The organism is Cryobacterium mannosilyticum (assembly GCF_004402705.1).
In the GTDB taxonomy this organism is placed as follows: domain Bacteria; phylum Actinomycetota; class Actinomycetes; order Actinomycetales; family Microbacteriaceae; genus Cryobacterium; species Cryobacterium mannosilyticum.
Window position 1 is genome coordinate 40,406 of record NZ_SOFM01000045.1, and the last position, 25,538, is coordinate 65,943.

Genomic DNA, 25,538 nt, shown 5'->3' on the forward strand with positions numbered 1-25,538 from the left:
ACGTCGTGGAGTTCCGCTTCAACGTCTGAATCGGCGCGTTTCCGCAGGTCAGAGGGGGACGAGTGGTGACCCGATCTTCTGGGGTTAGTGAGCGGCTCGTTGACTATCGATATGATGGATGATAACCTCAATTATATGAGAACTGAGGCGCCCCTCCTCGCTCCGATCTTCCGGTCGGACGGTCAGGCACGTCTCCTGTCCACCTTGTTGCTCACCGGTGACGAGCTGAGTCTCACTGACCTGGCCGAGCGGGCCGGCCTGGCTTACCCGACCGCGCACCGTGAAGTCGCTCGCCTGATTGATGCCGGCATCCTGAGCGAGCGACACGTGGGGCGCACCAGGCTGATCCGCGCCAATGGCGAGAGCCCGCTTGTGGAGCCCTTGCGCGAGATCCTCACGGTCGTGACCGGCCCGGTGGTGATCCTGGCCGAGGAGCTTGCCCGCATCGACGGGATCGAGGCCGCGTTCCTCTACGGCTCCTTCGCCGCTCGGCTGCTCGGTGATTCTGGTCCGGCCCCGCACGACATCGACCTCATGGTGCTCGGTGCGCCCGATGTGGACGCGGTCTACGAGGCGTGCACGCGAGTCGAGTCGGCGGTGCACCGTCCCGTCAACCCGACGATCCTCACCCCGGAGGAATTCGCAGCGTCCTCCGGCTTTCTGGACAACGTGCGCGGCGGCTCGGCAGTCGCCGTCATCGGAGAGTTGCCGTGGCACTGACCCCGCTCACCCGCGTCCAGCAGGCAATGGTCCTCGCCCTGGTCGAGGTGCGACGTCTCGACGCCGTGCCCGCAGACGTCGCGCGGGCGACCTCGTTCCTGCGGCAGGCCCAAGAGCGCTTGGATCAACTCCCGCTGCTCACGAGCGTCACCGTCAGGTACGGCGTCGCCTACGACGCCTGTCATGACACCGGCGAGGCACTGCTTGCGGCGTACGGCTTCCGTACGACCAACGGGCCAGGCCAGCACGAGGCGCTCGGCCGCTACCTGCGCGCTGTGTTCGACAAGCCTCCGGCAGAGAAGGCAGCGCGACAGTTGGATCGATCTGCGGGCTGAGACGAGGTGGCGCACGCGTGGCTAGGCGGCGGCGAACCGTTTCTCCGAGCGAGCCTTCGCCTTCTCAGACTCGACCTCCCGGTTCTTCGGGGGAGCCGCGCTCACGAGGTCGTCGAGCAGATGCCTCGAGATGTGGGCGATCTCCTCGACAGCGCGGGTGAACGCTTCGGCGTTGGCATGCGACGGCTTCGTGGAGCCGCTGATCTTGCGCACGAACTGCAGGGCGGCCGCGTGGACCTCGTCGTCGGTGGCGGCGGGCTCGAAATTATGCAGAGTGTGGATGTTCCGGCACATGCACCCAGAATAGCCAGGTGTCCGGGCGTCGTCACCCTGCATTTCCGCTTGGCCCGGCGTCAGAATCTAGCCCTCGACAGAGCCTGGGGACGGCCAGTAAACCCGCGTGGTGTGCGTGGCTAATTCAGGAGATCCGCAGCCGTCGGATGCGATCCGACCGTACTTCCGCGGGTCTCCCGACCAGGTCCGGGCAGTTTTCCTGAATTCGGCACTCTCCTGAATTCGGCACCACTCGGCACTTCGGCACCATTTCCTGAGTCAGGCACCTCGGGAGGGTCAGTCCGCGACCCGCAGGACGACGTTGCCCTTCTTGTGGCCCGCGTCGACGTAGCGGTGGGCGTCGACGATGTCGGCAAGGTCGAAGGTGCGGTCGATGACCGCCTGGAACCGACCCGATTCCGCCAGCCGGACCAGCTGCGCGAGCGCCTCGGCCGTCCTCGGGACATTGCCTGAGGTGACCCGCTTCCCGCTCCTCCTGGTGTGCCAGGGGGCCAGAAGCATTCCCTTCAGGTCGGAGATGACGAGCAGCAGTGCGCCGCCTCGGTTGATGCGCTCTCCAACCCGCTCGAACGGAGCGTTGCCGACGCAGTCCATGATGACGTCGTACGACCGCCCCTCGGCGAGGAAGTCCTCGGCGGTGTAGTCGATCACCCGGTCTGCGCCGAGCGCGGTGACCAGCTCCCGGTTGACGCCGGTGCACACGGCCGTGACGTGCGCACCCATCTCCTTGGCGAGCTGCACCGCCGCGGTCCCCACGGCACCGGAGGCGCCGTTCACGAGGACGCCGGCACCCGGTGCGATCGTCGCCCGGCTCAGGAAGGCGTGGGCGGTGATTCCCCCGAACACGAGGGTCACGGCCTCCTCGAAGGTCATGTTCCGTGGCTTCGCCGTGATCGCTCCGTCTTGCGGAACGCACACGTACTCGGCATGCCCGCCGAACCTGCTGCCGAGCATGGCGATCACCTCGTCGCCGGGGGCGAACTTCGTGACGCTGGCGCCGACGGCCTCGACAACGCCGGCGACGTCCATTCCCAGGACGCGCTTGCGAGGGCGGAACACGCCGAGCGCCAGAGCGGACAGCAGGCCCAGCCCGGCGGGGACGGTGCGCCCCCGAGCCCGGTGATCGGCCGCGCTCACCGTGCTCGCCCGAACTCTGACGAGCACCTCGCCGTGGCCCGGCGATGGCTTGGGCGCGTCCTCGATGCGCACCACCTCGGGGGACCCGAACCGGCGATAGACGGCGGCGCTCATCCGGACATCCTGTGCGTGAATGCGAGTTTCTCGTTGCGGATTCATGGCGACTCCTTGAGTTGAGGTGTGGGTGTTTGTGGCGTGAATGCAGTCGTTTTTCCGGGCCGGGTCGATGGACGAGGTCGGCCTCGGGCAGGTGTGGCCCGACGACGGATGACGTACTCGGCTACCGCGAGATTGACCACCCAGGCTGCCCCCATCGCCACGGCTCGGGGGAGTTCGGCGGCCGGGCCGAAAAAGATCGACTCGGGGATCAGCAGGAGCGCCTGGGTGCCCGCGCCCACGCCGATCGCGTAGGCCCGGGTCATCCACGCGCCGTGCCGGAGGAAATCCCGGCGCACGATTCCGCGGATGCCGAGGCCGACACTCGCCGCCATCGCGGCGCCGAAGACCAGCCGGAGGACCGAGAGGAGCACGCCGTCGCCGGGCGGGTGCGGGTAGAAGACGGCCATCCACATGCCGGACAGGGCGGTGATCAGCCCGGCGGGGATGAGTATCCCGCCGACGATGCGATGCCAGCCGCGGCGACGGAGTGCGGGAACGAATTGGAACGCGCCCAGCAGGCTGAACACGGTCACGCTCACAATGTGCGTGACGACGGGCACGGGCGAGTCGAGGAACCGGGCGTTCTGCGGTGTGGCGACGGCCCCGCCGGTCAACTCGCCGAGTCGCGCCGCCCCGGCCAGGATCGGGATGAGGCTGAGGAGGATCAACCCGGTGGGCGCGAGCCACCCTGTTCGAGGGCCCTTCCTGCGATTGCCGCGGGGGATCGCGGCAGTTGCGACGACTTTCGTCATGATTGTCCGCTCCTCAGCACATTGACCGAGACCAATGTGACGCCCAGGTTGCTGACCCGCCGCAACAGCCCGTGCAGGGCAGCCTGATCGAGGACCGATCCCGTGAGGGTGGTCGTTCCATCGCTCTCGGTTGTCAGTGTGAAGCCCGCGAACCAGTCGCTCCAGCAATCATCCAGCTGCCCCAGGAGGCGGATCTCATACCGGTCGAGCTGATCGTGCCCGACCGGCATCGTGTGCTCCTCATTCATCGCGCACTTCCTTTCGCTTCGCAAGGGCCCCGGGGCGGGGTTCAGGCCGTGGTCGCGCGGTCGAGGCGGGAGCCGCTTTCGCCGGACAGGCTCCGGCCCGCGGATTTGCGCTGGTTCGACCACAGGGAGTAGCCGAGCCAGATCAGGGCCAGGCCCATGGGGATGGCGGCCATCCGTTCGAGGGTGTGCGGGAGAAGCGCGCCGGCAACGGGAGTCACGGCGGCGGCGGCGATCAGCAGGATGCCGGCCCCGCGGGAGAGCACCCGGGCGCGGATGATGCTGATGCCGAACACCAGGGCGCCGATGACGTAGAGCGCGCCTCCGACACCGGGAAGTGCGGCGAGCGGGCCGAGGTCGGTGACGGCCGGGTGCCGGCCGAAGAGACCGACGAAGTCCTCGGCGAACTGCGGCGCGTCGGCCACGACCAACGGCGCGATGAACGCCTCGGCGAAGACGAAGGCCGACTGCAGGACGAAGAAGAGTCCGAACATCGCGTATCCGATCAGGCCGAGCAACCCGAATTGCCGAACCTGGCGAAGGTAGACGCCGGTGAGGCCCACCATCCCGAGCACGGCCATGCCGAAGCTGAGACTGTGCACGGTCACCCAGGCCTGGGTGGTGAGGGAGGAGACCTCGTCGGCCGGGTGGATGAACTGGATGACGATGTAGATCAGTCCTGACAGTGCGGCGGCGATGCCGGCCCCACGGGTGAGGGTGGACGAGGTGATGCTCATGATGATTCTCCGAAGCTCTGGAATGGATGTTCTGAAATGGATGTTCTGAAATGCCCGGGCGGATGCCTGACGACAACCTGAATCTACGGAGGCACCTGGTGACCGGGCATCACCCGGTGTGGTGATCGATGTGGTGATTGTGCGGGCGCCTCGAATCAGGCCCGTGCCGGTTCCGGAGCATTCGAGTCGAGGATCCGGGGTGCTGCGATCGGTCGGGACGGCTGGGCGAGCAACACCGCGAGGACGATGAGTCCTGCCCCCGGGAGCGCGAGCCAGAAGATGTTCCCCCAGCGGTGACCGGCATCGCGAAGCCGTCGGATCTGGACGGCCAGTGTGGGCAGGAGGACGACGAGGTTCCAGGCCCCGCTCAAGCTGGTCGCTGAGTTCATCGTGAGATCCGAGAGCGAGCCGAGCACGGCGGTGACGAGTGTGGTGAAGAGAATCCACCACCAGAACTCGGCTCGGCCGGCTGTGCCGGTGAAATCCGCGTACTTGCGGACGACGATCTGGATTGCTGCGGGGAATGACATGGGATCCTTTCAGGGAGTCGGGCGTGGAAGTGGTGGGGTTCAGCGCACAGCGAGGTCCGCAGCGGGGAACTCCACGAGACCTGAATCTACGGAGGCACCTGGTGACGCGGCATGACGAGGCGTGGTGATCCATGTGGTGATTGTCCAGTTCGGCCGTTCCCTGTGGCGCGGTCGGAAACCGCCTCGCGGGGCGGGGCAGCTCCGCCGGGACCACCCCTGCCGGTGGCACAATGGCGGCATGACACTGCACCTCACCGGCGACCCCGCGGCGGACACCCTGCTCACCGAGGATCCGTTCGCCCTGCTCCTCGGAATGCTCCTCGACCAGCAGATCGCGATGGAGATCGCGTTCGCCGGGCCGGCCAAGATCCGCGACCGGATCGGCACCCTCGACCCGGCGACCATCGCCGGTTTCGACCCCGACGCGTTCGCCGAGGTCTTCCGCACCAGCCCGGCCGTGCACCGCTTCCCCGGCTCGATGGCGACGCGGGTGCAGGAGGTGGCCGGCATCATCGCCCGCGACTGGAACGGAGACGCCGCCTCCCTGTGGACCTCCGGTTCCCCGGACGGCGCCGAGATCCTGCGCCGGCTGAAGACGCTGCCGGGGTTCGGCGACCAGAAGGCGCGGATCTTCCTCGCCCTGCTCGGCAAGAGACTGCGGGTGCCGAACGAGGGGTGGCGGGAGGCATCCGCCCCCTATGGCGAGGACGGCTCGCACCGCTCCGTCGCCGACATCGTCGACGCCGAGTCGCTGGCCCTGGTCCGCGAGACCAAACGTGCGGCGAAGGCCGCCGCGAAGAAGGCCTAGGGCAGCGGTGGGTCCCCATTTCAGCGAGCAGGCCTTCGACTTCCTCGAGGAGCTGGAACACCGCAACAACCGTGACTGGTTCGAAGAGCACAAGCCGAGCTACGAGCGTGAGCTGAAGGCACGGATGCTGGAGGTCATCGACGCGGTCAACGCCAGGCTGGCCGATTTCGCCCCCGACCACGTCCGGCCGTCGAGCAAGGCCATGCTGCGGATCTACCGCGACGTGCGCTTCTCGAACGACAAGACGCCCTACAAGACCCACCTGGCCGCATCCTGGCCGCGTCAGGGTCTGGAGAAGACCGGGGGCGCCGGGTTCTTCCTCCAGGTCGGCGTGCACGGGGTCATGGTCGCCGGGGGCTCCTACAGCCCGGGTCCGCCGCAGCTCCTCGCCATCCGCCGGCACCTGCTCGAGCACCACGCCCGGTTGCGGGCGCTTCTGGCCGAGGAGTCCCTGGTCCGGCTGACCGAGCCGCTGGACGGCCATCCGCTGATCCGCTCCCCGAAGGGGTTCCCGGTTGACCATCCCGCGGCCGACCTGCTGCTGAACCGGCGATGGGCGCTCTTCTCGAACCTGCCGGGCGCGGCGGCGCTGGGCGACGGGTTCATCGACCTCGTGATCGAACGATTCCGGGCGATCGCCCCCGTCGTCGATTTCCTGAACGTGCCCCTGGCCGCCGTCACGCCCCTCGAGCGCGAGGCGGCGACCGGGCTGCGATCAGCCCGCTGACGACCGGACCCTCGGGTCTGAGAGTCTCAGGGCGCACGGCCGCACCCCCGCACGGCTCAGCGCGACTGGCGCCCCTTGGGCTTCGGCGCACCCTTGACCGCGGGGGCACGCCCCTGACCCTTGGAGGCCTTTGCCTTGCCGCCGGCCTTCGCCGGAGCCTTCGGTGCGGCGGCTGCCGCGGCTGCCGCGGATGCCGCGGGCTTCCGCACCAGAGGTCGTGCGACCTCGAGCAGTTCGAGTCCGGCGTGGGTCAGCGTGGGCACGTCGTCGACGGTGACGAACAGTTCGCCGCCGACCTCGTCCTCGAGCGTGCGGATGGAGATGAGGAGGGTGGCGCGGGTCAGGTTGAGGGTCTTCGCCGCGGCACCCCAGTTGGTGGCTTCGGCGGTCGTGACGAAACGCCGGAGCAGGGTGGTATCCACAAGAAAGCCCTTCGAACTGCCGCCGTGCCGGTCACGGGGCAGTAACAGGGTACGCGCTGCAATGAGAACATGGAGTAATGACCGCAACGCTCGTGGCCAGGGGCCTCGCCGGAGGGTACGCGCACCGCACCCTGTTCGACTCACTCGACCTCACCGTCGCCCCCGGCGACGTCATCGGTGTGGTCGGTGCGAACGGGGCAGGCAAGTCCACCCTGCTCCGGCTGCTCGCCGGCATCCTCGCCCCGCAGGCGGGCACGGTCAGCCTGGCCCCGACCGATGCCTTCGTCGGCTGGCTGCCCCAGGAACACGAACGTGTGCCGGGCGAGACGATCTCGGGCTACCTCTCCCGTCGCACCGGCTGTGCGGAGGCGACCCGCGAGATGGATGCCGCGGCATCCGCCCTCGCCGATCCTGAGCCCCGTCCGGATGGCCTGGACCCGGCCGACGTGTACTCGAGGGCCCTCGACCGGTGGCTCGCGAGCGGGGCCGCCGACCTCGACGACCGGTTGCCGATCGTGCTCGCCGAGCTGGGCCTGCGGCTCGGCGCCGACCTGGCCGAGGGCACGCCGATGACGGCGCTCTCCGGCGGCCAGGCGGCCAGGGTCGGCCTCGCCGCCCTGTTGCTGTCCCGGTTCGACATCGTCCTGCTCGACGAGCCCACCAACGACCTCGACCTCGACGGGCTGGAGCGGCTGGAGACGTTCGTGCGCGGGCTGCGCGGCGGCGTCGTGCTGGTCAGCCACGACCGGGAGTTCCTCGCCCGCTGCGTCACCCGGGTGCTGGAACTCGACCTGGCCCAGAACGCCAACCGGGTGTTCGGCGGCGGCTACGACTCCTACCTCGAGGAACGCGAGACGGCACGGCGACACAAGCGCGAGGACTTCGACGAATTCGCGGCGAAGAAGGCCGACCTGGTCGGTCGTGCCCGCACCCAGCGCGAATGGTCGAGCCAGGGTGTGCGGAACGCCATGAAGAAAGCCCCCGACAACGACAAGATCCGTCGCAAGGCCTCCGCCGAGTCCAGCGAGAAGCAGGCGCAGAAGGTGCGGCAGATGGAAAGCCGGATCAACCGCCTCGAGGAGGTCGAGGAGCCGCGCAAGGAATGGCAACTCGAGTTCACCATCGGCGCAGCCCCGCGCTCGAGCGCCGTGGTCGCCACCCTCAGTGCGGCCGTGTACCGCCAGGGTGATTTCACCCTCGGCCCGGTGTCGCTGCAGGTCAACGCGGGGGAGCGGATCGGCATCACCGGCCCCAACGGGGCCGGCAAGACCACGCTGCTCCGGGCGTTGCTGGGCCGAAAGGCCCCGGATGAGGGCACGGCCGCGCTCGGGGCGAGCGTGCGGATCGGCGAGATCGACCAGGCGCGCGCGCTCCTCGCCGGCGACGTTCCGCTCTCCGCCCGCGTCGAGGCGCTCCTGCCCGACCTGTCCGTCGCCGAGGTGCGCACCCTGCTCGCCAAGTTCGGGCTGAAGGCGGACCACGTCGGCCGGCCCGTCGACGAGTTGTCCCCGGGCGAGCGCACCCGGGCCGGCCTCGCCCTGCTCCAGGCCACCGGGGTCAACCTGCTCGTGCTCGACGAGCCTACGAACCACCTCGACCTGGCGGCCATCGAACAGCTCGAACAGGCGCTCGAGTCCTACCAGGGCACGCTTCTGCTGGTCACCCACGACCGGCGGATGCTCGAAAACGTCACCACCGACCGGCGCTGGAGCGTCGACGCCGGGCAGGTCAGCCAGGGATGATGGGTGCCCACCACGCCATGACCGGCGCGGCCGCGTGGATCGCCGTCACGGCGACCGCCGGGCACGGCCTCGGCCTGTTCCCGGTGTCTCCCGCGGGAACGATCACCGGCGCGCTCCTCTGCGCCGGGGCCGCGCTGCTTGCCGACGCCGACCACGGCTCCGCCACCATCTCGCGCTCCGTTCCCGTGCTCGGCCGGCTCGTGACCGGCGGGATCTCCCGCGCCTCGGGCGGCCACCGGCACGGGCTGCATGGTCTGCTCGCCGTGCTCTGCGTCTGGCTGCTCGCCACCGGCCTCGACCGGTTGTCGTGGCAGTCGCCCTGGGCCGAGAAGCCCATCGACGTCGGGGTGGCCGCCGCGAGCGCCGCCGCGATCGCGTTCGCCGGCTACGCGCTGGGCCTGGCCCAGGGTTCCTGGCCGATCGCGTGGCTGATCGGCCTGGTCGGAGCCGCCGGCATCACGGTCTTCGCGCCGGAGCGCTCCGACTGGTTCATCGTCTGCATCACCCTCGGCTACGGGGTGCACCTGGCCGGCGACCTGCTGACCACGGGCGGCCTGCCGCTCTTCTGGCCCTGGGTGCCCAGGCCGCCACGGGCCTGGCGGAAGGTCCCCGTCCTGCGGCACGTCTGGACCTCGGGCGGCTACCTGGCCCTCCCGGTGCTGGGCAACGCGGGCTCCGTCCGGGAGTGGGCGTTGCTGATCCCGGTCACCCTCTACGTCGGCTACGGGATGCTGTTCGCCGCGCTCGCCGAGGTCGGCGTCGACCTGGCCGCGATCCTGCACTGATCGGCCCTTGGCGAATAGGCCCGGGAGTGGTTCGCTGGGGGAATGACCAACCTGCCGATGTTCCCGCTCGGGTCCGTGCTCTTCCCGTACCTGCCGCTTCAGCTGCGGGTGTTCGAGGAACGCTACCTGGTCATGCTGTCCCGCATCCTCGCCGACGAGCCGGCCGAGTTCGGCGTGGTGCTGATCGAACGCGGCCAGGAGGTCGGCGGGGGAGAGCACCGGTTCCGCTACGGCACCGTCGCCCAGATCACCCAGCTGGCGGCATCCGACGGGTTCGTCGGCGTGCTCGCCCAGGGTGAGCGGCGCATCGAGGTGCTCGAATGGCTCGACGAAGACCCGTACCCGGAGGCCCTCATCCGCGACCTCCCGGAGCTGGACTGGGACGACGACCTGTACCCGCTCCGGGAAGAGGCCGAACAGGCCGTGCGGCGGGCCCTGGCCCTGGCCAGCGAATTCACCGATCAGGCCTGGTCGCCGGATGTCGAACTCTCCGAGGACCCGACGGCTGCCGCCTGGCAGCTGGCCGGCATCACCCCGGTCGGCCCGCTCGACCAGATCGCCCTGCTGCGGTCGACGACCATGGAGGGACTGCTCACCGCCGTGCTCGTCTACACGGCCGCGGCGGTGGACTCCTTCCGTTCGCCCTGGCCGGAGGAGTGAGCCGCCCGGCACCCTCCCGGTGCCGGCGGCCGGGCGCGGGGCGCTAGGCTGGTGGCGAAAACCGAATATCGGGCCATCACGGTCGATGCGGGAGAGTTCGACGCCGACAGGCGTGCGAACACCGAAGGAGCAATCCTCCCCGACAATCTCTCAGGTACTCGTACCGCATCGAACTGGCCACTCTGAAAAGTAGCCGCAGCACCAGCGCGGCTCGCCCATGGTGAAAGCCGCGCCCGGTTGGGGCGGCGAAGCTCTCAGGCCTGACGACAGAGGGGGAGTTCCCAGGGGCTCGATCGCGCCCCGGAGATTCTCGCTCGGCCCCGGCCGACGACAACCTGGAGAACTCATGACCCCGGACACCGCCGCCCACCCCTCGGACCAGCCGACCGACGCCCCGTCGAACACCGTCCCGGCAAGCGACGAACGGTTCTCGCCGCTGCACCAGGCGCACGTCGACGCCGGCGCCAGCTTCACCGACTTCGCCGGCTGGCAGATGCCGGTGCGCTACTCGAGTGATCTCGCCGAGCACCACGCCGTCCGCACCAAAGCGGGCATCTTCGACCTCTCGCACATGGCCGAGATCACCGTGTCCGGACCGGATGCCGGGGCCTTCCTCGACTACGCCCTCGCCGGCAAGCTCTCCGCGATCGACCTGCTCCAGGCCAAGTACAGCCTCATCCTCAACCCCGCCGGCGGCATCATCGACGACATCGTCGTCTACCGCACCAACGCTGAGGACTACCTCGTCGTCGCCAACGCCGGCAACCGGTTCCCGGCCTTCGAGGCACTGTCGGACCGGGCCGCCCGGTTCGACGTCACCGTCAGCGACCAGAGCGACGACGTCGCCCTGGTCGCCGTGCAGGGGCCGGTCTCCCGCGCCATCCTCGAGGCCACCGCCGGACTCACCGTCGACGGCGACCTTTCCGAGCTGAAGTACTATCGGGCCCTCGGCGGCACCTTCCAGGACAGCGACGTGCTCATCGCCCGCACCGGCTACACCGGTGAGGACGGCTTCGAGCTCTACATCGACGTGCCCGCCGCCGCCGCGCTCTGGGACGCCCTCCGCGCCGCGGGGGAGCCGTTCGGCCTCGTGCCGGCCGGCCTCGCCAGCCGGGACACCCTCCGCCTCGAGGCGGGGATGCCGCTCTACGGCCACGAACTCTCCGTGACCGGCTACCCGGCCCAGGCCGGGCTCGGCCGCGTCGTCAACCTGGCCAAGGAGACCGACTTCATCGGCCGCGCGGCCAGCGAGGAAGGCCCCCCCGCCGACGCGCCGGTGCTGGTCGGCCTCGTCGCCGCCGGCAAGCGCGCCGGCCGCGCCGACTACCCGGTCTTCCGCAGCGCCGACGCGCCCGTCGCCGAGGGAGTGATCACGAGCGGGGCGCTGTCGCCGACACTGGGACATCCGATCGCCATGGCCTACGTCGCCCCGTCGCTCGCCCGGCCGGGCACGGAGGTCTTCGTGGACGTGCGCGGAACCCGCATCCCCGCCACGGTCACCCCGCTGCCCTTCTACAAGCGCCAGAAATAGTCCACCCCCCGAGAGGAAACCCCATGGCAGACAAGACTGAACTCCAGTACACCGCCGAGCACGAGTGGGTGCTCGTCGACGGCGACACCGCCCTCGTCGGCATCACCGCCTACGCCGCAGACAAGCTCGGTGACGTCGTCTTCGTCGAACTGCCGGCCGTCGGCAGCAGCGTCGCCGCGGGCACCGTCGTCGGCGAGATCGAGTCGACCAAGTCGGTCGGCGAGCTCTTCGCCCCCGTCGACGGCACCGTCGTCGAAACCAACGACGCCGTCGTCGACAGCCCTGAGCTGGTCAACAGCGACCCGTTCGGGGCCGGCTGGCTGCTCAAGGTGAGCTTCACCGAGCTGCCCACCCTCCTCAGCTACTCCGAATACTCCGCCCTCGTCGGCGAGTAGTCCCCAGCGAAGCCAGGTCACCCCACACATGTCACAGCCCTTCACCCAGCGTCACATCGGCACGGATGCCGACGCGCAGTCCCGCATGCTCGCCACCCTCGGCTACGACTCGGTCGGCGACCTCGTCAACGCGGCGGTCCCCGAGACCATCCACGTCGACCGGTTCCGCACGGCGGGCGACAGCGCCCTGCCGCCCGCCGCGACCGAGCGGGAGGCCATCGAGGAACTCCGCGCCCTGGCCGGCCGGAACACCGTGAAGCGCTCGATGATCGGCCTCGGCTATTACGACACGATCACGCCCGCCGTGATCAAGCGCAACGTGTTCGAGAACCCGAGCTGGTACACGGCCTACACGCCCTACCAGCCGGAGATCTCCCAGGGCCGGCTCGAGGCCCTGATCAACTTCCAGACCATGGTCGCCGACCTCACCGGGCTGGCCACGGCCAACGCGTCCATGCTCGACGAGGCCACCGCCGTGGTCGAGGGCATGCTCCTCACCCGCCGCGCGTCGAAGTCCGCCTCCCACCGGTTCATCGTTGACGCGGATGCCCTGCCGCAGACCCACGCGCTGCTCGCCAGCCGTGCCGCGGCCCTCGGCATCGAGCTTGCGGTGACCGACCTGCAGGCCGACACCACGGCCGCCGAGCTCGGCGACCACTTCGGCATCTTCGTGCAGTACCCCGCCGCATCCGGCCGGGTCTGGAACCCCGCCGCGGTGATCGCCGCCGCGCAGTCGCAGGGGGCCCTCGCCGTCGTCGCCGCCGACCTGCTCGCACTCACCCTCCTCTCCTCACCCGGTGAGCTCGGCGCGGACGTCGCAGTCGGCACCAGCCAGCGCTTCGGCGTTCCGATGGGCTTCGGCGGACCGCACGCCGGCTACATGGCCGTGCGCAAGGGCCTCGAACGGCAGCTGCCCGGCCGCCTCGTCGGCGTCAGCGTCGACGCGGCCGGCCACCCGGCCTACCGGCTGTCGCTGCAGGTGCGTGAGCAGCACATCCGCCGGGACAAGGCCACCTCGAACATCTGCACCGCCCAGGTGCTGCTCGCCGTGATGGCCGGGATGTACGCGGTCTACCACGGTCCTGACGGCCTGAAGAAGATCGCGACCGAGGTGCACGAGACCGCGGGCCGGCTCGTCGCCGCGCTCCGGGCCGCCGGCGTCGACGTCGTCGGGGACACCTTCTTCGACACCATCCAGGTGTCGGTCCCGTCCCGGGCCGCCGAGATCGTCGCCCGGGCGGCCGGTGCCGGCGTCAACCTGCACCAGGTCGACTCCGACCTGGTCGGCATCGCGGTCGACGAGACCACCACCGACCGCGACCTCACCGCCGTTCTCGCCGCATTCGGCGGCCTGGACGGGTTCGGCCACGTCGAATTCGGCGCCCCCGTTGCCGGGCTGCCGGGAGAGCTCGCCCGCACCAGCGGCTACCTCGGCCACCCCGTCTTCAACACGCACCGTTCCGAGACGAGCATGATGCGCTACCTCAAGCGCCTCGCCGACTTCGACTACGCACTCGACCGCGGGATGATCCCGCTCGGCTCCTGCACGATGAAGTTGAACGCGGCGACCGAGATGGAGGCCGTCAGCTGGCCCGAATTCGGCGGCCTGCACCCGTTCGCGCCGCAGGGCGACGCCCTGGGCTACCTCGAACTCATCCGCCAGCTCGAAACCTGGCTGACCGACGTCACCGGCTATGACACCGTGTCGCTGCAGCCCAACGCGGGCAGTCAGGGCGAACTCGCCGGCCTGCTCGCGATCCGCGGCTACCACCACGCCAACGGCGACGCCGACCGCACCGTCTGCCTGATCCCGTCCAGCGCGCACGGCACGAACGCCGCCTCCGCGGTGCTCGCCGGGATGCGGGTCGTCGTCGTCGCCTGCGACGAGCTCGGCAACGTCGACCTCGTCGACCTCAAGGCGAAGATCGCCGAACACGCCGACAGCCTCGCCGCGCTGATGATCACCTACCCGTCCACCCACGGCGTCTACGAGCACGAGGTCGGCACCATCTGCCGGGCCGTGCACGACGCCGGCGGGCAGGTCTACGTCGACGGGGCCAACCTCAACGCCCTGCTCGGTTTCGCCCGGTACGGCGACTTCGGCGGCGACGTCTCGCACCTCAACCTGCACAAGACCTTCTGCATCCCGCACGGCGGCGGCGGGCCCGGCGTCGGCCCGGTCGCGGCGAAGGCGCACCTGGCCCCGTTCCTGCCCGGACACCCGCTGGCCCAGAGCGACGAACACTACCTGCACGGCGACGGCGGCGACACCGTGGTGCACGGCGGCGGCCCGGTCTCGGCCGCGCCGTACGGGAGCCCGAGCATCCTGCCGATCTCGTGGGCCTACGTGCGGATGATGGGGGCCGAGGGCCTCCGCGAGGCCACCGGCGCCGCGGTGCTGGCCGCCAACTACGTGGCGAAGCGGCTCGAGGCACACTACCCGGTGCTCTACGCCGGCGACAACGGCCTGGTCGCGCACGAGTGCATCCTCGACCTGCGCCCGCTCACCGAGGCGACCGGGGTCAGCGTCGACGACGTGGCCAAGCGCCTCGTCGACTACGGGTTCCACGCGCCGACCATGAGCTTCCCGGTCTCCGGCACCCTGATGATCGAACCGACCGAGAGCGAGGATCTCGGCGAGATCGACCGGTTCGTCGAGGCCATGATCGCGATCAAGGCCGAAGCGGATGCCGTGGCCGCCGGGACCTGGCCCGCGGACGACAACCCGCTGCACAATGCGCCGCACACGGCGCAGTCCGTGATCGAGGGCGAATGGACCCACGCCTACGACCGGGAGACGGCGGTCTACCCGGTGCGCAGCCTCATCCGCGGCAAGTACTGGCCGCCCGTGCGCCGGATCGACAACGCCTACGGCGACCGTAACCTCGTCTGCGCCTGCCCGCCGCCGGAGGCCTTCGAGTAGCCGGGTCACCTTCGCCGAACTGTGAGCAGAACACCCTTTGCCCCCCCCGAAAACCGGGACACTACTCACAGTTCGGCGGGTGGCCTGGACGTGTGGGGATCAGGCGGCGGGGGCGAGGAGCGCCGGCCACCAGGCGACGGCGAGCGGGTAGCCGACGAAGGAGAGGATGTCCAGGATCGCGTGCGCGATCACCAGCGGCATCGTGCGCCCCCAGCGGGTGTAGCACCAGCCGAACACGACGCCCATCACCGCGTTGCCGACGAACGGGCCGATGCCCTGGTAGAGGTGGTAGCTGCCGCGGAGCAGCGCCGTCGACCCGATGATCGTCCAGGTCGACCAGCCGAGCTCCCGCAGCCGGGTGAACAGGTAGCCCACCACGATGAGTTCCTCGGTCAGCCCGGCCCGCACCGCGGAGAGCACCAGGATCGGGATCGTCCACCAGAACGTGTCGATCGGCTGGGGCACGACCGCGACGGTGATCCCCAGCATCCGCCCGGCCAGGTAGAGGGCCAGGCCGGGGACGCCGATGGCGAGCACGAGGCCGGCGCCGCGGAACAGGTCCCGCCGCTTCTCGGTCAGGTTGAAGCCCAGCCGGCGGAAGGCGCTGCGCCCGGGCTGCCAGAGCAGGAACAGCACCAGGGCGACGCCGAACAGTTGGAAGAACAGGTCGAGGAACTGGTAGCTGAAATCGAGCCACTCCCGCGGCGACTGCGACCCGTTGATGGTGGCCGTCTGCTTCGCCAGCGGGGTCGTGTCGGTCAGCCGGGCGATGATCGCCACGATCGAATAGACGGCGGATGCCCCGAGCGAGAGCCCGAGGACGATCGCCACCTCCCAGTACCGGCCGGCGCGGCCCAGACGACCGGTGTTCGGAGGACCGGAGTCCAGACGGCCCGGGTTCACTCGGCGGGCCGCATCCGGCAGGCGGGCGTGCCGCCCGGAAGCCGGTGCCGGAACCGGGCCACCAGCCGGTAACCGATGCCGGCCGCCCAGGACCAGGGCGGAACCGTGCCCAGCCAGCCGAGCATCCGCCAGCCGGGTGACGGCTGGCGCCGGAGCAGCGCGGCGACCGCGGCGGCGCCGCCGTACTGCCGGCCGCCGTCGACGAGCCAGACCCTCGACCGGGCATCCGCGGTGGTCAGCGCGAACGCAGCCAGGTCCGTCCACTGGTACGGCGCCGCGGCCGGCATGGCCGGGAGGATGCGTCCGAGCCAGCCGACCGAGGTCGTGCAGAACGCGCAGTCGCCGTCGAAGATGAGCAGCGGCGGCCGCGCCGTGGTGTGACTGTCCATGGAGCAATCATCGCATCGCATCGTCCTGTCGCGGATTCCCCGCCGGGGCGCAGAATCCGGCGCAAAAGCACCGGAAGACGAAACAATCGTGCGCGTTGTGTTTCGCATCGGTAACGTTATTGCGTTTCAGTATGCGGAGCGCAGGACGGGTACCTAAGGTCGAACTCATCTGGCGCGTAAGCCTGGCCGCAAGTCAGCCGCGCGCTCACATTGCACAGGAGGAAAATTGAAGATCAACAGACTGGGTATCGCAGCCATCGCCCTGGCCGCGGTGGGGGCCCTCACGCTGTCCGGCTGCGCCGGCGGCGGAGCTGCCACGCCGACGGCGTCGAGCAACGCAAGAGCGATCATCACGACGAACGGGTCAGAGCCGCAGAACCCGTTGGTCCCGACCAACATCAACGAGGTGGGCGGCGGAAAGATCGTCGACGCGGTCTTCGCCGGGCTCGTCTACTACGACGCCAAGGGAGCGCCGATCAATGACGCCGCCGACTCGATCAAGTCGGACGACAACAAGACCTTCACGATCAAGATCAAGTCCGGCCTGAAGTTCACCAACGACGAGCCCGTCACGTCGTCGAGCTTCGTCGACGCCTGGCAGTACGGCGCGCTGCTGAGCAACGCGCAGCTCGGGAGCTACTTCTTCGAGAACATCGAAGGGTTCAGCTATGACGAGGACAGCCCCCTCACCGGCCTGAAGGTCGTCGACGACACCACCTTCACGGTCACCCTGACCGACGCCCTGTCCGACTTCCCGCTGCGCCTGGGCTATTCGGCGTTCTACCCGCTCCCGGCCGCCGCGTTCAAGGACATTGCAGCCTTCGGCGAGAACCCGATCGGCAACGGCCCGTACATGCTGGCCGCCAAGGGTGCCTGGAAGCACAACGAGAAGATCGACCTCGTCGTCAACCCGGCCTACGACGGCGGACGCAAGGCCAAGAACGGCGGCCTGTCCATCATCTTCTACGCCAACCAGGGTGCCGCCTATTCCGACCTGCTCGCGAACAACCTCGACGTGCTCGACGCCATCCCGGACAGCGCATACGGCACCTATGAGAAGGACCTCGGCGACCGCGCCGTGAACCAGCCGTCCGCCGTGTTCCAGTCCTTCACCATCCCGGCCCGACTGGCGCACTTCGACGGCGAAGAGGGCACGCTGCGTCGTGCGGCCATCTCGATGGCGATCAACCGTGACGAGATCACCAAGATCATCTTCTCCGGCACCCGCACCCCGGCCTCCGACTTCACCTCACCGGTGATCGACGGCTGGTCCGACAAGCTCAAGGGCGCGGATGTGCTTGAGTTCAACGCCAAGCAGGCGAAGAAGCTCTGGGCCGAAGCCGACGCGATCTCCCCGTGGACCGGCTCCTTCCAGATCGCGTACAACGCGGACGGCGGCCACCAGGGCTGGGTTGACGCGGCGATGAACAGCATCAAGAACACCCTCGGCATCGACGCGTCCGGCGCGCCGTACCCGACGTTCAAGGAAGCCCGCACGCTGATCACGGACCGCACCATCCAGACCGCGTTCCGCACCGGATGGCAGGCCGACTACCCGGGCCTGTTCAACTTCCTCGGCCCGATCTATGCGACCAAGGCCTCGTCCAACGACGGCGACTACTCGAACCCCAAGTTCGACGCACTGCTGAAGAAGGGCTCCACCGAGAGCGACCTGGCGGCCGCGAACAAGGACTTCCAGGCCGCACAGGAGATCCTGCTCAAGGACCTCCCGGCGATCCCGCTCTGGTACGCCAACGTGACCGGCGGTTACGGCACGAGCGTGGACAACGTGAAGTTCGGCTGGAACTCGGTCCCGATCTACAACGAGATCACCAAGGGCTAGTCTGAACTGAGCACGAGGAAAGGGCGATGACGCACTGTCATCGCCCTTTCTTCATGCCCGGCGCGCAGTGTGCGTTTGCCCGGCACAGGAGGAAAAAGTGAATATCACCAAAATAGGCGTCACCGCCATTACGCTCGCCGCCATCGGAGCTCTCACGCTCTCCGGCTGCGCCGGAGGGGGCGCCGCACCGGCGTCGAAGGCGAACGCGGACGCGATCATCTCGACGAACGGGTCGGAGCCGCAGAACCCGTTGATCCCGACGACGACGACCGAGACCGGCGGCGGCAAGATCGTGAACTCGATCTTCGCGGGATTGGTCTATTACGACGCCACGGGGGCGACCGTGAACGACGTCGCCGAGGCGATCACGACCGACGACAACACGACGTACACCATCAAGATCAAGCCGGGCCTCGCCTTCAGCGACGGCCAGGCGCTCACGTCGAACAGCTTCGTCGACGCGTGGCAGTACGGCGCGCTGCTCAGCAACGGCCAGCTGGGCAGCTCCTTCTTCTCGGACATCGCCGGCTACTCTGTCGAGACGGACAGCCCGCTGACCGGCCTCACCGTCGTCGACGACACCACCTTCACGGTCGCCCTGACCGCCCCTCTGGCCGATTTCCCGCAGCGCCTCGGCTTCGCGGCGTTCTACCCGCTCCCGGCATCCGCGTTCGCGGACATGGCCGCGTTCGGGGAGAGCCCGATCGGCAACGGGCCGTACATGCTCGACGGCCCCAAGGCCTGGAAGCACAACGAGAAGATCGACCTCGTCGTCAACCCCTCCTACGACGGCGGACGGAAGCCGAAGAACGGCGGCCTGTCGATCACGTTCTACGCCAACGAGGGTGCGGCCTACTCCGACCTGCTCGCGAACAACCTCGACGTGCTCGACTCGATCCCGGACAGCGCCTACGGCACGTACGAGAGCGACCTGGGCGACCGGGTCGTCAACCAGCCGGCCGCGATCCTGCAGGCCGTGACGATCCCGGCCCGGTTGCCGCACTTCTCCGGCGAGGAGGGCACCCTGCGCCGCCGGGCGCTCTCGATGGCGATCAACCGGGAGGAGATCACCAAGATCATCTTCTCCGGCACCCGCACCCCGGCATCCGACTTCACCTCGCCCGTGCTCGACGGCTGGTCCGACACCCTCACGGGCGCGGACGTGCTCACGTTCAACGCCAAGCAGGCGAAGAAGCTCTGGGCTGAAGCCGACGCCATCTCGCCGTGGACCGGCAGCTTCCAGATCGCGTACAACGCCGACGGCGGCCACCAGGGCTGGGTCGACGCCGCGTCGAACAGCATCAAGAACACCCTCGGGATCGACGCCTCCGGCGCACCGACACCGACGTTCGCCCAGGCCCGCACCGCGATCGCCGACCGGAGCATCCAGACCGCGTTCCGGTCGGGCTGGCAGGCCGACTACCCGAGCCTGTACAACTTCCTCCAGCCGTCGTATGCGACCAAGGCCGGATCCAACGACGGGGAGTACTCGAACCCCGAATTCGACGCGCTTCTGGCGCGTGGTTCCGCCGAGGCCGACCTGACCGCGGCGAACAGCGACTTCCAGAAGGCGCAGGAGATCCTGCTGCAGGACCTGCCCGCGATCCCGCTCTGGTACGCCAACGTCACGGGCGGTGCCGGGGTCGATGTGCACGGCGTGGTCTTCGGCTGGGACTCGGTTCCGCTCTTCAGCGAGATCACCAAGGGCTAGTCTGAACTAAACGCGCGCGGGGGCGATGGCCGACTCATCGCCCCCGCGCCATGACCGACACGAAAAAACGCTGCACCCGGGCTCGGCTCGGAGTGTGCCGCCTTGCAGGTAACCTGTAAAAACTCCGGTCGCTCGATCACAGATAGGTTCCTCATCCCGTATGACCAATTACATTGATCCGCAAGGCATAGGCGCCTCGTGACCGGATACATCTTCAGACGAATCCTTCAGGCGATCCCGGTGTTCCTGGGCACGACCTTCCTGATCTACTTCATGGTCTTCGCCATGCCGGGTGACCCGATCGTCGCCCTCTTCGGCGACAAGACCCCGAACCCGGCCGTCGTGGCCCAGCTGCGGGCCCAGTATCACCTGGACCAGCCGTTCATCGTGCAGTACCTGATCTACCTCGGCGGCATCTTCCGCGGGGACTTCGGACTGTCCTTCTCCGGTGAGCCTGTCACGGCGATCCTGGCCCGCACCTTCCCCGTCACGGCCCGGCTGGCCATCCTGGCCCTGCTGTTCGAGACGTTCTTCGGCATCCTGGTCGGGCTCGTCTCCGGCCTCCGCAAGGGCAAGCTGTTCGACGCGAGCTCGCTCGCCGTGAGCCTGATCCTGATCTCGCTGCCGATCTTCGTGATCGCGTTCGTCGGCCAGTACGTCTTCGGCGTCTGGCTCGGCTGGGCGCGCACCACGGTGAGCAGCGGCGCCCCCCTGCAGGACCTGATCCTGCCGGCCCTCGTGCTCGCGAGCGTGAGCTTCGCCCAGATCGTGCGCCTCACCCGGGCGTCGGTGATCGAGACCTCCGGGCTCGACTTCGTGCGCACCGCCTACAGCAAGGGGCTCAGCAGCCGCCGGGTCATCCCCGTGCACATCCTGCGCAACTCGCTCATCCCTGTGGTCACCTACCTGGCCACCGACTTCGGCGTGCTCCTCGTCGGCGCCACGATCACGGAGGGCATCTTCAACGTCCCCGGCGTCGGAAACACCCTGTACCAGGCCATCATCCGCGGCGAGGGACCCACCGTGGTCTCCTTCGTCACCGTGATGGTCCTGATCTACCTCGTTGTCAACATCCTGGTGGACCTGTTCTACGGTCTGCTCGACCCAAGGATTCGCTATGTCAAGTAACCCCACCGGCGGGCCCACCGCCGGCACCCCCGTCGGCGGACGCTCCAGCACCCACTACGTCGCCCCCCTCGACGAGACGCCGCTGGTCAGCGTCGACGCCGTCAAGGTGGCCGAGAAGCGCAGCAACCTCTGGATCGACGCCTGGCAGGACGTGCGTCGCCGGCCGATGTTCTGGATCTCCGCGGCCCTGATCGTCATCGTCGCCCTGGTGGCGCTGTTCCCCGGCCTGTTCACCCAGACGCCGCCGAACAACAACTGCATCCTCGGCAACAGCAACGGCGGGCCGGCCGACGGTCACCCGCTCGGATTCACCAAGCAGGGTTGCGACATCTACTCGCGGATCGTGCACGGGACGTCGACGTCGCTGTCGGTCGGTTTCATCGTGATCGTGCTGACGTCGACGCTCGGCATCCTGTTCGGTGCCTTCGCCGGTTTCTACGGCGGCTGGGTCGACGCCGTGCTGTCCCGCCTGGGCGACATCTTCTTCTCCATCCCGTACATCCTCGCCGCGGTCGTCATCATGTCGGTGCTGTCCCAGTACCGGAGCGTGTGGAGCATTTCGCTCGCGATCGGTATCTTCGCCTGGCCGTCCACGGCCCGGGTGCTGAGATCGGAGATCCTCCGGGTGAAGAACGCGGACTTCGTCATGGCGTCCACTGCGCTCGGCCTGTCCCGGTTCAAGATCCTGCTCAAGCACGTGCTGCCGAACTCGATCGCCCCCGTGATCGTGATCACGACCATCTCCCTGGCCGGCGCCATCGTCGCCGAGGCCAGCCTGTCGTTCCTCGGCGTCGGCCTGGGCAGCAACATCATGAGCTGGGGCAACGACATCAACCAGGCCCAGAACGACCTGCGCACCGCCCCGCAGACGCTGATCCTCCCGTCCATCGCTCTCTCCGTTACCGTGTTCGCGTTCATCTCGCTCGGCGAGGTCGTACGCGACGCACTCGACCCGAAGGCGAGGGCGCTTCGATGAGCGAGCCACTTTCCCCCACTGCAGCGGTGAAGCCGCTCCTCGAGATCAAGAACCTCCAGGTCGGCTTCCAGACCCAGAACGGCCTCGTCCCCGCCGTCAACGGCATCGACATCACCCTGATGCCCGGCCAGACCCTCGCCATCGTCGGCGAGAGCGGTTCCGGCAAGTCCACGACCGCGCACGCGATCATCAACCTGCTCCCCGGCTCCGGCCGGATCACGGGCGGCGAGGTGCTCTTCGAAGGCCGCGACCTCACCCGACTCAACGAGAAGCAGCTCGAAGAGGTGCGCGGGCGGATGATCGGCTTCGTGCCCCAGGACCCGATGGCCAACCTCAACCCGGTCTGGAGCATCGGCTTCCAGGTCGAAGAGGCCATCCGGGCCAACGGCATCGCCACCGGCAAAGAGGTCAAGCAGCACGCCATCCGGGTGCTCAAGGAGGCCGGGCTGGCGGATGCCGACAAGCGGCTGCGCCAGTTCCCGCACCAGTTCTCCGGCGGCATGCGCCAGCGCGTCCTGATCGGGATGGGCCTCTCCTCCCGGCCCAAGCTGCTGATCGCCGACGAGCCGACCTCGGCCCTCGACGTCACGGTGCAGCGCGTCATCCTCGACCACCTCGCCACCCTGACCCGGGAAATCGGCACCGCCGTGCTCTTCATCACCCACGACCTGGGCCTCGCCGCCGAACGGGCCGAGCAGCTCGTCGTGATGTACAAGGGCAAGGTCGTCGAGTCCGGGCCGTCGCGGGAGATCCTCGAGAACCCGATCCACCCGTACACGCAGCGCCTCGTCGCCGCGGCGCCGAGCCTCGCCTCCCGGCGAATCCAGTCCTCCAACCGGAACCTGACCGACCTCGGCTACAGCGCCCCGCGCGCCGCCGAGGGCCTCGACCTGGTCGAGGCGGCCGAGGCGCGTGCCGGCAAGCAGGCCGCCACCACGAGCGCCGGCGGGCCGGCGATCAAGGTCGACGCCCTGACCAAGATCTACAGGATCCGCGGCGCGAAGCGGGACGCCCGGGACTTCAAGGCCGTCGACGACGTCTCCTTCACGGTCGAGCGTGGCACCACCATGGCGCTCGTCGGCGAGTCCGGATCGGGCAAGTCCACCGTCGCGAAGCTCCTGCTCCGGCTCGAGGATGCCTCCAGCGGCACGATCGCGATCGGCGGCACTGACACCGCGGCGCTCCGCGGCCGGTCCCTGCTGGACCTCCGGCGCACCATGCAGCCGGTCTTCCAGGACCCGTACGGTTCCCTCGACCCGCTGCGCAACATCGGCAACACGATCGCTGAGCCGTTGCAGGTGCACCGGGTCGGCGACCGGGCGTCACGCCGGGCCAGGGTGGACGAACTGCTCGACCAGGTGGCGCTGCCCTCCGCGCTGGCGACCCGGTACCCGAACGAACTGTCCGGCGGTCAGCGCCAGCGCGTCGCGATCGCCCGGGCGCTCGCGCTCAAGCCGGAGATCGTGATCCTCGACGAGGCGGTGTCGGCGCTCGACGTGCTGGTTCAGGCCCAGATCCTGCGGTTGCTCGCCGACCTGCAGGCCGAACTCGGGCTGACCTACCTGTTCATCACCCACGACCTCGCCGTCGTCCGCGTCATCGCCGACCATGTCTGCGTCATGCAGCGCGGCAAGATCGTGGAATCCTCGACCGTGGACAAGGTCTTCGACAACCCGCAGCAGGAGTACACCAGGGAACTGCTCAACGCGATCCCCGGTGCGAACCTGAAGCTCGGCGTCTAGGACAGCCTGCCGTGCGGGAGGCCGGTCGCCCGTCCTCCCGCCGACTCGCCGGGGGAGGACGGATGGCGACCGGCTCGCCCGCGTTCACGTTCCGCACGTTCACGTTCCGTAGGATCACGTCCCGCACGATCACGTTCCGCGCGAACTCGTCCGGCCTGGTCTTCGCCGCGGTCGTCGTCGCCTGCGCCGTGCTGCTCGGCGATGCCGGTGCCCGGCAGCGCTGGGACGTCGTCGCCGCGGCATCACCCTCGGCGGTACTGGTGCTCTGGGCGGCCTGGCTGGTGTACCTGCGGCCGTGCCTCCGGGTGGGCGACGACGGGCTCACCGTGGTCAACATCCTCCGCACCACCGTGGTGCCCTGGGACCAGGTCGACGAGGTGACGACCCGGTTCCAGACGGTCGTGGTCCTGGTGTCGGGGGAGCGGCTGCGCTGCTGGGGTGCGCCGACGGCGGCCCGGCCGGCGCGGCCGGGACGGGCGAACAGCCGTGCTCTGGCCCCGGGCGGCCGGACACCCGGCTCCCCGGTGCAGGCGCTCGTCGATTCCCGGCTGGCGCGGACCGGTCGACCGGTCGGCCCGTCCGGAGCCGTCCTCCGGCGCTGGGACACCGTTCCGATCGGCGCCGGCCTGGCCCTCGCCCTGGTCGTGGCTGCCCAACTCGCGGCCGCCGGATCGCGCCTTCTCTGACCGGGGTCATCCCGAACCGTCACCGCCTGCAGGAAATTCGAAGAATTATCGTCTTTCCGCGAATGCTGCGACCCACCGGGTGGTGGCGCGCAGTTCCCTCACTCTGGCCTAGGCTCTCGGGTACGCAACGTTGCGTCGGCCTGCACCTGTGTTCTTCCCACGAAGAAGACCGAAGGAGAAAATCGTGGTTTCAACCCGTTTGAGGATTGCCTTCCGGTGCAGTGCGCGGCATTCGCGCCGTCGGTCTGGACCAGCGGTCCTGTAGGCAGCCGGCATGGCCTTCTACATCTTCAGGCGTTTCGTCAACTACTTCATCCTCTCGGCGATCGCGACCTGCCTCGCCTACGTCGTCGCCAGCCTCGCGCTCGACCCGGCGTCCAAGTACTACGGGCGCAACCCGCAGCCGTCCCAGCAGACGATCACGAACATCCTCAACGGCCTGGGCGTGAACCCCGACGTGCCGGTGCTCGAGCGACTCTGGAACTGGATCGTCAACCTCGTCGTGCACGGCTCGCTCGGCAACACGGTCGGCGGCACCTCGGTCGTCGACCAGATCGTCTCCCGGTCCGGGGTGAGCCTGCGGCTGCTCCTGATCGGTTCCGTGATCGGCGCCATCGTCGGTGTGACCCTGGGCGTCTGGGGTGCCGTGCGCCAATACAAGTTCAGCGACCAGGTCGTCACCTACGGTTCCTACCTCGTCTTCGCCACCCCCACCTTCGTGATCGGCGTGCTGCTGATGATCGGCGCGACCGCGCTGAACGGGGCGGCCGGGATGCAGCTGATCAACTTCACCGGGGAATACTCGGCCGGGCTCAGCGGCTCCTGGTGGGATCTCACCGCCGACCGTGCGGTCCACCTCCTGCTCCCGACCGTCGCGCTCGTGCTGATCGGCGCGGCCGGGTACTCGCGCTACCAGCGCAGCGTCATGCTCGACGTGCTCTCGGCCGACTACATCCGCACGGCCAGGGCGAAGGGCCGCTCTCGCAACGCCGCCCTCGTGCGCCACGGCGTGCGGGTCGCCCTGATCCCGATGTCCACCTTCTTCGCCTACAGCTTCGGCACCCTCGTCTCCGGGTCGATCATGCTGGAGATCGTGTTCTCCTTCCACGGGATGGGGGAGTTCACCCTCAACGCGATCACCCAGAGCGACATCAACGCCGTCGCCGGGTCGACCCTGTTCCTGGCGGTGCTCGTGCTGTTCTCCTCGACCCTCTCCGAGGTCCTCTACGCCGCACTCGACCCGAGGGTGAGGAACTGA

The 25,538-nt window shown here is 68.8% G+C and carries 26 protein-coding genes and 2 riboswitches; of the genes, 17 read left to right on the plus strand and 9 right to left on the minus strand.

Translation table 11 applies throughout. From position 1 onward, the window contains the following. The first annotated feature begins 135 nt into the window (after nucleotides 1-135). Both E3O32_RS14720 and E3O32_RS14725 read left to right on the plus strand, forming a co-directional pair. Nucleotides 136-720, plus strand: a complete 585-nt coding sequence (locus tag E3O32_RS14720) for a winged helix-turn-helix domain-containing protein (RefSeq protein WP_134510583.1) — start codon at nucleotides 136-138, stop codon at nucleotides 718-720. Next, on the plus strand, nucleotides 711-1,055 hold the full coding sequence (locus E3O32_RS14725) for a hypothetical protein (protein WP_134510584.1): 345 nt from the start codon (nucleotides 711-713) through the stop codon (nucleotides 1,053-1,055). Before E3O32_RS14720 ends, E3O32_RS14725 begins: the two co-directional genes overlap by 10 nt. Nucleotides 1,056-1,076: 21 nt before the next feature. Here the strand turns inward: E3O32_RS14725 and E3O32_RS14730 are convergent, their stop codons facing one another. From E3O32_RS14730 to E3O32_RS14755, 6 genes are all read right to left on the minus strand, one after another. Next, entirely contained in the window at nucleotides 1,077-1,349 is a 273-nt protein-coding gene (locus E3O32_RS14730) for a DUF2277 domain-containing protein (protein ID WP_134510585.1), read from the minus strand. 276 nt (nucleotides 1,350-1,625) lie between these two features. Continuing rightward, nucleotides 1,626-2,600: an NAD(P)-dependent alcohol dehydrogenase gene (locus tag E3O32_RS14735; RefSeq protein ID WP_134510586.1), complete on the minus strand. Its 975-nt coding sequence runs from the start codon at nucleotides 2,598-2,600 to the stop codon at nucleotides 1,626-1,628. Nucleotides 2,601-2,641: 41 nt separating this feature from the next. Continuing rightward, the gene (locus E3O32_RS14740; RefSeq protein ID WP_134510587.1) at nucleotides 2,642-3,397 is read right to left on the minus strand and encodes a DUF2306 domain-containing protein; all 756 of its coding nucleotides are present in this window, start codon (nucleotides 3,395-3,397) and stop codon (nucleotides 2,642-2,644) included. Continuing rightward, complete coding sequence (locus E3O32_RS14745) at nucleotides 3,394-3,645, minus strand: hypothetical protein (protein WP_198417580.1); 252 nt, start codon at nucleotides 3,643-3,645, stop codon at nucleotides 3,394-3,396. The genes E3O32_RS14740 and E3O32_RS14745 overlap by 4 nt, the downstream gene beginning before the upstream one ends. Nucleotides 3,646-3,686: 41 nt before the next feature. Then, entirely contained in the window at nucleotides 3,687-4,379 is a 693-nt protein-coding gene (locus tag E3O32_RS14750; RefSeq protein ID WP_134510588.1) for a hypothetical protein, read from the minus strand. A gap of 155 nt (nucleotides 4,380-4,534) precedes the next feature. Further along, on the minus strand, nucleotides 4,535-4,909 hold the full coding sequence (locus E3O32_RS14755) for a DUF805 domain-containing protein (RefSeq protein WP_134510589.1): 375 nt from the start codon (nucleotides 4,907-4,909) through the stop codon (nucleotides 4,535-4,537). Nucleotides 4,910-5,147: 238 nt separating this feature from the next. Here E3O32_RS14755 and E3O32_RS14760 point away from each other — a divergent pair, with 238 nt between their 5' ends. Further along, nucleotides 5,148-5,717: an HhH-GPD-type base excision DNA repair protein gene (locus tag E3O32_RS14760; protein WP_134510590.1), complete on the plus strand. Its 570-nt coding sequence runs from the start codon at nucleotides 5,148-5,150 to the stop codon at nucleotides 5,715-5,717. Nucleotides 5,718-5,724: 7 nt separating this feature from the next. Next, nucleotides 5,725-6,444 carry a DUF2461 domain-containing protein gene (locus tag E3O32_RS14765; RefSeq protein WP_134510591.1) on the plus strand — a complete coding sequence of 240 codons (720 nt, stop codon included), beginning with the start codon at nucleotides 5,725-5,727 and terminating at the stop codon, nucleotides 6,442-6,444. Between the two features lie 56 nt (nucleotides 6,445-6,500). On the opposite strand, the gene E3O32_RS14770 is transcribed toward E3O32_RS14765, so the two are convergent. Continuing rightward, complete coding sequence (locus tag E3O32_RS14770) at nucleotides 6,501-6,866, minus strand: LysR family transcriptional regulator (protein WP_134510592.1); 366 nt, start codon at nucleotides 6,864-6,866, stop codon at nucleotides 6,501-6,503. 77 nt (nucleotides 6,867-6,943) lie between these two features. Here E3O32_RS14770 and E3O32_RS14775 point away from each other — a divergent pair, with 77 nt between their 5' ends. The 6 genes from E3O32_RS14775 to gcvP all read left to right on the plus strand — a co-directional run bounded on the left by E3O32_RS14775 (nucleotide 6,944) and on the right by gcvP (nucleotide 14,902). Beyond that, entirely contained in the window at nucleotides 6,944-8,608 is a 1,665-nt protein-coding gene (locus E3O32_RS14775; RefSeq protein WP_134510593.1) for an ABC-F family ATP-binding cassette domain-containing protein, read from the plus strand. Continuing rightward, on the plus strand, nucleotides 8,605-9,393 hold the full coding sequence (locus E3O32_RS14780) for a metal-dependent hydrolase (protein ID WP_134510594.1): 789 nt from the start codon (nucleotides 8,605-8,607) through the stop codon (nucleotides 9,391-9,393). Before E3O32_RS14775 ends, E3O32_RS14780 begins: the two co-directional genes overlap by 4 nt. A 42-nt stretch (nucleotides 9,394-9,435) precedes the next feature. Beyond that, nucleotides 9,436-10,053 carry an LON peptidase substrate-binding domain-containing protein gene (locus tag E3O32_RS14785; RefSeq protein ID WP_134510595.1) on the plus strand — a complete coding sequence of 206 codons (618 nt, stop codon included), beginning with the start codon at nucleotides 9,436-9,438 and terminating at the stop codon, nucleotides 10,051-10,053. A gap of 78 nt (nucleotides 10,054-10,131) precedes the next feature. Further along, a riboswitch (glycine riboswitch) is annotated at nucleotides 10,132-10,229 on the plus strand. A 1-nt stretch (nucleotide 10,230) separates the two neighbouring features. Continuing rightward, nucleotides 10,231-10,330: riboswitch (glycine riboswitch) on the plus strand. A gap of 69 nt (nucleotides 10,331-10,399) precedes the next feature. Continuing rightward, nucleotides 10,400-11,584 carry a glycine cleavage system aminomethyltransferase GcvT gene (gcvT, locus tag E3O32_RS14790; RefSeq protein WP_134510596.1) on the plus strand — a complete coding sequence of 395 codons (1,185 nt, stop codon included), beginning with the start codon at nucleotides 10,400-10,402 and terminating at the stop codon, nucleotides 11,582-11,584. Between the two features lie 23 nt (nucleotides 11,585-11,607). Continuing rightward, on the plus strand, nucleotides 11,608-11,979 hold the full coding sequence (gene gcvH / locus E3O32_RS14795) for a glycine cleavage system protein GcvH (RefSeq protein ID WP_134510597.1): 372 nt from the start codon (nucleotides 11,608-11,610) through the stop codon (nucleotides 11,977-11,979). A 28-nt stretch (nucleotides 11,980-12,007) separates the two neighbouring features. Next, complete coding sequence (gene gcvP, locus E3O32_RS14800; protein WP_134510598.1) at nucleotides 12,008-14,902, plus strand: aminomethyl-transferring glycine dehydrogenase; 2,895 nt, start codon at nucleotides 12,008-12,010, stop codon at nucleotides 14,900-14,902. Nucleotides 14,903-15,001: 99 nt separating this feature from the next. Here the strand turns inward: gcvP and E3O32_RS14805 are convergent, their stop codons facing one another. Then, nucleotides 15,002-15,805 (minus strand): CPBP family intramembrane glutamic endopeptidase, encoded by an 804-nt coding sequence (locus E3O32_RS14805; RefSeq protein ID WP_134510599.1) that lies wholly within the window; start codon nucleotides 15,803-15,805, stop codon nucleotides 15,002-15,004. Continuing rightward, on the minus strand, nucleotides 15,802-16,194 hold the full coding sequence (locus E3O32_RS14810) for a thiol-disulfide oxidoreductase DCC family protein (RefSeq protein ID WP_134510600.1): 393 nt from the start codon (nucleotides 16,192-16,194) through the stop codon (nucleotides 15,802-15,804). Before E3O32_RS14810 ends, E3O32_RS14805 begins: the two co-directional genes overlap by 4 nt. A gap of 226 nt (nucleotides 16,195-16,420) precedes the next feature. Between E3O32_RS14810 and E3O32_RS14815 the strand changes: the two genes are divergently transcribed. From E3O32_RS14815 to E3O32_RS14845, 7 genes are all read left to right on the plus strand, one after another. Continuing rightward, complete coding sequence (locus E3O32_RS14815; RefSeq protein ID WP_134510601.1) at nucleotides 16,421-18,037, plus strand: peptide ABC transporter substrate-binding protein; 1,617 nt, start codon at nucleotides 16,421-16,423, stop codon at nucleotides 18,035-18,037. A gap of 97 nt (nucleotides 18,038-18,134) precedes the next feature. After that, nucleotides 18,135-19,748, plus strand: a complete 1,614-nt coding sequence (locus E3O32_RS14820) for a peptide ABC transporter substrate-binding protein (RefSeq protein ID WP_134510602.1) — start codon at nucleotides 18,135-18,137, stop codon at nucleotides 19,746-19,748. Nucleotides 19,749-19,946: 198 nt separating this feature from the next. Then, nucleotides 19,947-20,876, plus strand: coding sequence for an ABC transporter permease (locus tag E3O32_RS14825; RefSeq protein WP_134510603.1), 930 nt, complete (start codon nucleotides 19,947-19,949; stop codon nucleotides 20,874-20,876). Further along, nucleotides 20,866-21,852: an ABC transporter permease gene (locus E3O32_RS14830; RefSeq protein WP_134510604.1), complete on the plus strand. Its 987-nt coding sequence runs from the start codon at nucleotides 20,866-20,868 to the stop codon at nucleotides 21,850-21,852. Before E3O32_RS14825 ends, E3O32_RS14830 begins: the two co-directional genes overlap by 11 nt. Beyond that, a complete protein-coding gene (locus tag E3O32_RS14835; RefSeq protein WP_134510605.1) occupies nucleotides 21,849-23,594 on the plus strand; it encodes a dipeptide ABC transporter ATP-binding protein in 1,746 nt (581 codons plus the stop codon). The genes E3O32_RS14830 and E3O32_RS14835 overlap by 4 nt, the downstream gene beginning before the upstream one ends. A 62-nt stretch (nucleotides 23,595-23,656) precedes the next feature. Then, nucleotides 23,657-24,280 (plus strand): PH domain-containing protein, encoded by a 624-nt coding sequence (locus E3O32_RS14840; RefSeq protein WP_134510606.1) that lies wholly within the window; start codon nucleotides 23,657-23,659, stop codon nucleotides 24,278-24,280. Between the two features lie 274 nt (nucleotides 24,281-24,554). Further along, a complete protein-coding gene (locus E3O32_RS14845) occupies nucleotides 24,555-25,538 on the plus strand; it encodes an ABC transporter permease (protein ID WP_134510607.1) in 984 nt (327 codons plus the stop codon).

Coding starts and splice junctions, on each gene's coding strand:
- gcvH (WP_134510597.1), top strand. CDS start 11,608: ATGGCAGACAAGACTGAACTCCAGTACACCGCCGAGCACGAGTGGGTG.
- E3O32_RS14840 (WP_134510606.1), top strand. CDS start 23,657: ATGGCGACCGGCTCGCCCGCGTTCACGTTCCGCACGTTCACGTTCCGT.
- E3O32_RS14775 (WP_134510593.1), top strand. CDS start 6,944: ATGACCGCAACGCTCGTGGCCAGGGGCCTCGCCGGAGGGTACGCGCAC.
- E3O32_RS14830 (WP_134510604.1), top strand. CDS start 20,866: ATGTCAAGTAACCCCACCGGCGGGCCCACCGCCGGCACCCCCGTCGGC.
- E3O32_RS14730 (WP_134510585.1), bottom strand. CDS start 1,349: ATGTGCCGGAACATCCACACTCTGCATAATTTCGAGCCCGCCGCCACC.
- E3O32_RS14785 (WP_134510595.1), top strand. CDS start 9,436: ATGACCAACCTGCCGATGTTCCCGCTCGGGTCCGTGCTCTTCCCGTAC.
- E3O32_RS14745 (WP_198417580.1), bottom strand. CDS start 3,645: ATGAATGAGGAGCACACGATGCCGGTCGGGCACGATCAGCTCGACCGG.
- E3O32_RS14835 (WP_134510605.1), top strand. CDS start 21,849: ATGAGCGAGCCACTTTCCCCCACTGCAGCGGTGAAGCCGCTCCTCGAG.
- E3O32_RS14740 (WP_134510587.1), bottom strand. CDS start 3,397: ATGACGAAAGTCGTCGCAACTGCCGCGATCCCCCGCGGCAATCGCAGG.
- E3O32_RS14750 (WP_134510588.1), bottom strand. CDS start 4,379: ATGAGCATCACCTCGTCCACCCTCACCCGTGGGGCCGGCATCGCCGCC.
- gcvT (WP_134510596.1), top strand. CDS start 10,400: ATGACCCCGGACACCGCCGCCCACCCCTCGGACCAGCCGACCGACGCC.
- E3O32_RS14780 (WP_134510594.1), top strand. CDS start 8,605: ATGATGGGTGCCCACCACGCCATGACCGGCGCGGCCGCGTGGATCGCC.
- E3O32_RS14735 (WP_134510586.1), bottom strand. CDS start 2,600: ATGAGCGCCGCCGTCTATCGCCGGTTCGGGTCCCCCGAGGTGGTGCGC.
- gcvP (WP_134510598.1), top strand. CDS start 12,008: ATGTCACAGCCCTTCACCCAGCGTCACATCGGCACGGATGCCGACGCG.
- E3O32_RS14720 (WP_134510583.1), top strand. CDS start 136: ATGAGAACTGAGGCGCCCCTCCTCGCTCCGATCTTCCGGTCGGACGGT.
- E3O32_RS14755 (WP_134510589.1), bottom strand. CDS start 4,909: ATGTCATTCCCCGCAGCAATCCAGATCGTCGTCCGCAAGTACGCGGAT.
- E3O32_RS14845 (WP_134510607.1), top strand. CDS start 24,555: ATGGCCTTCTACATCTTCAGGCGTTTCGTCAACTACTTCATCCTCTCG.
- E3O32_RS14810 (WP_134510600.1), bottom strand. CDS start 16,194: ATGGACAGTCACACCACGGCGCGGCCGCCGCTGCTCATCTTCGACGGC.
- E3O32_RS14760 (WP_134510590.1), top strand. CDS start 5,148: ATGACACTGCACCTCACCGGCGACCCCGCGGCGGACACCCTGCTCACC.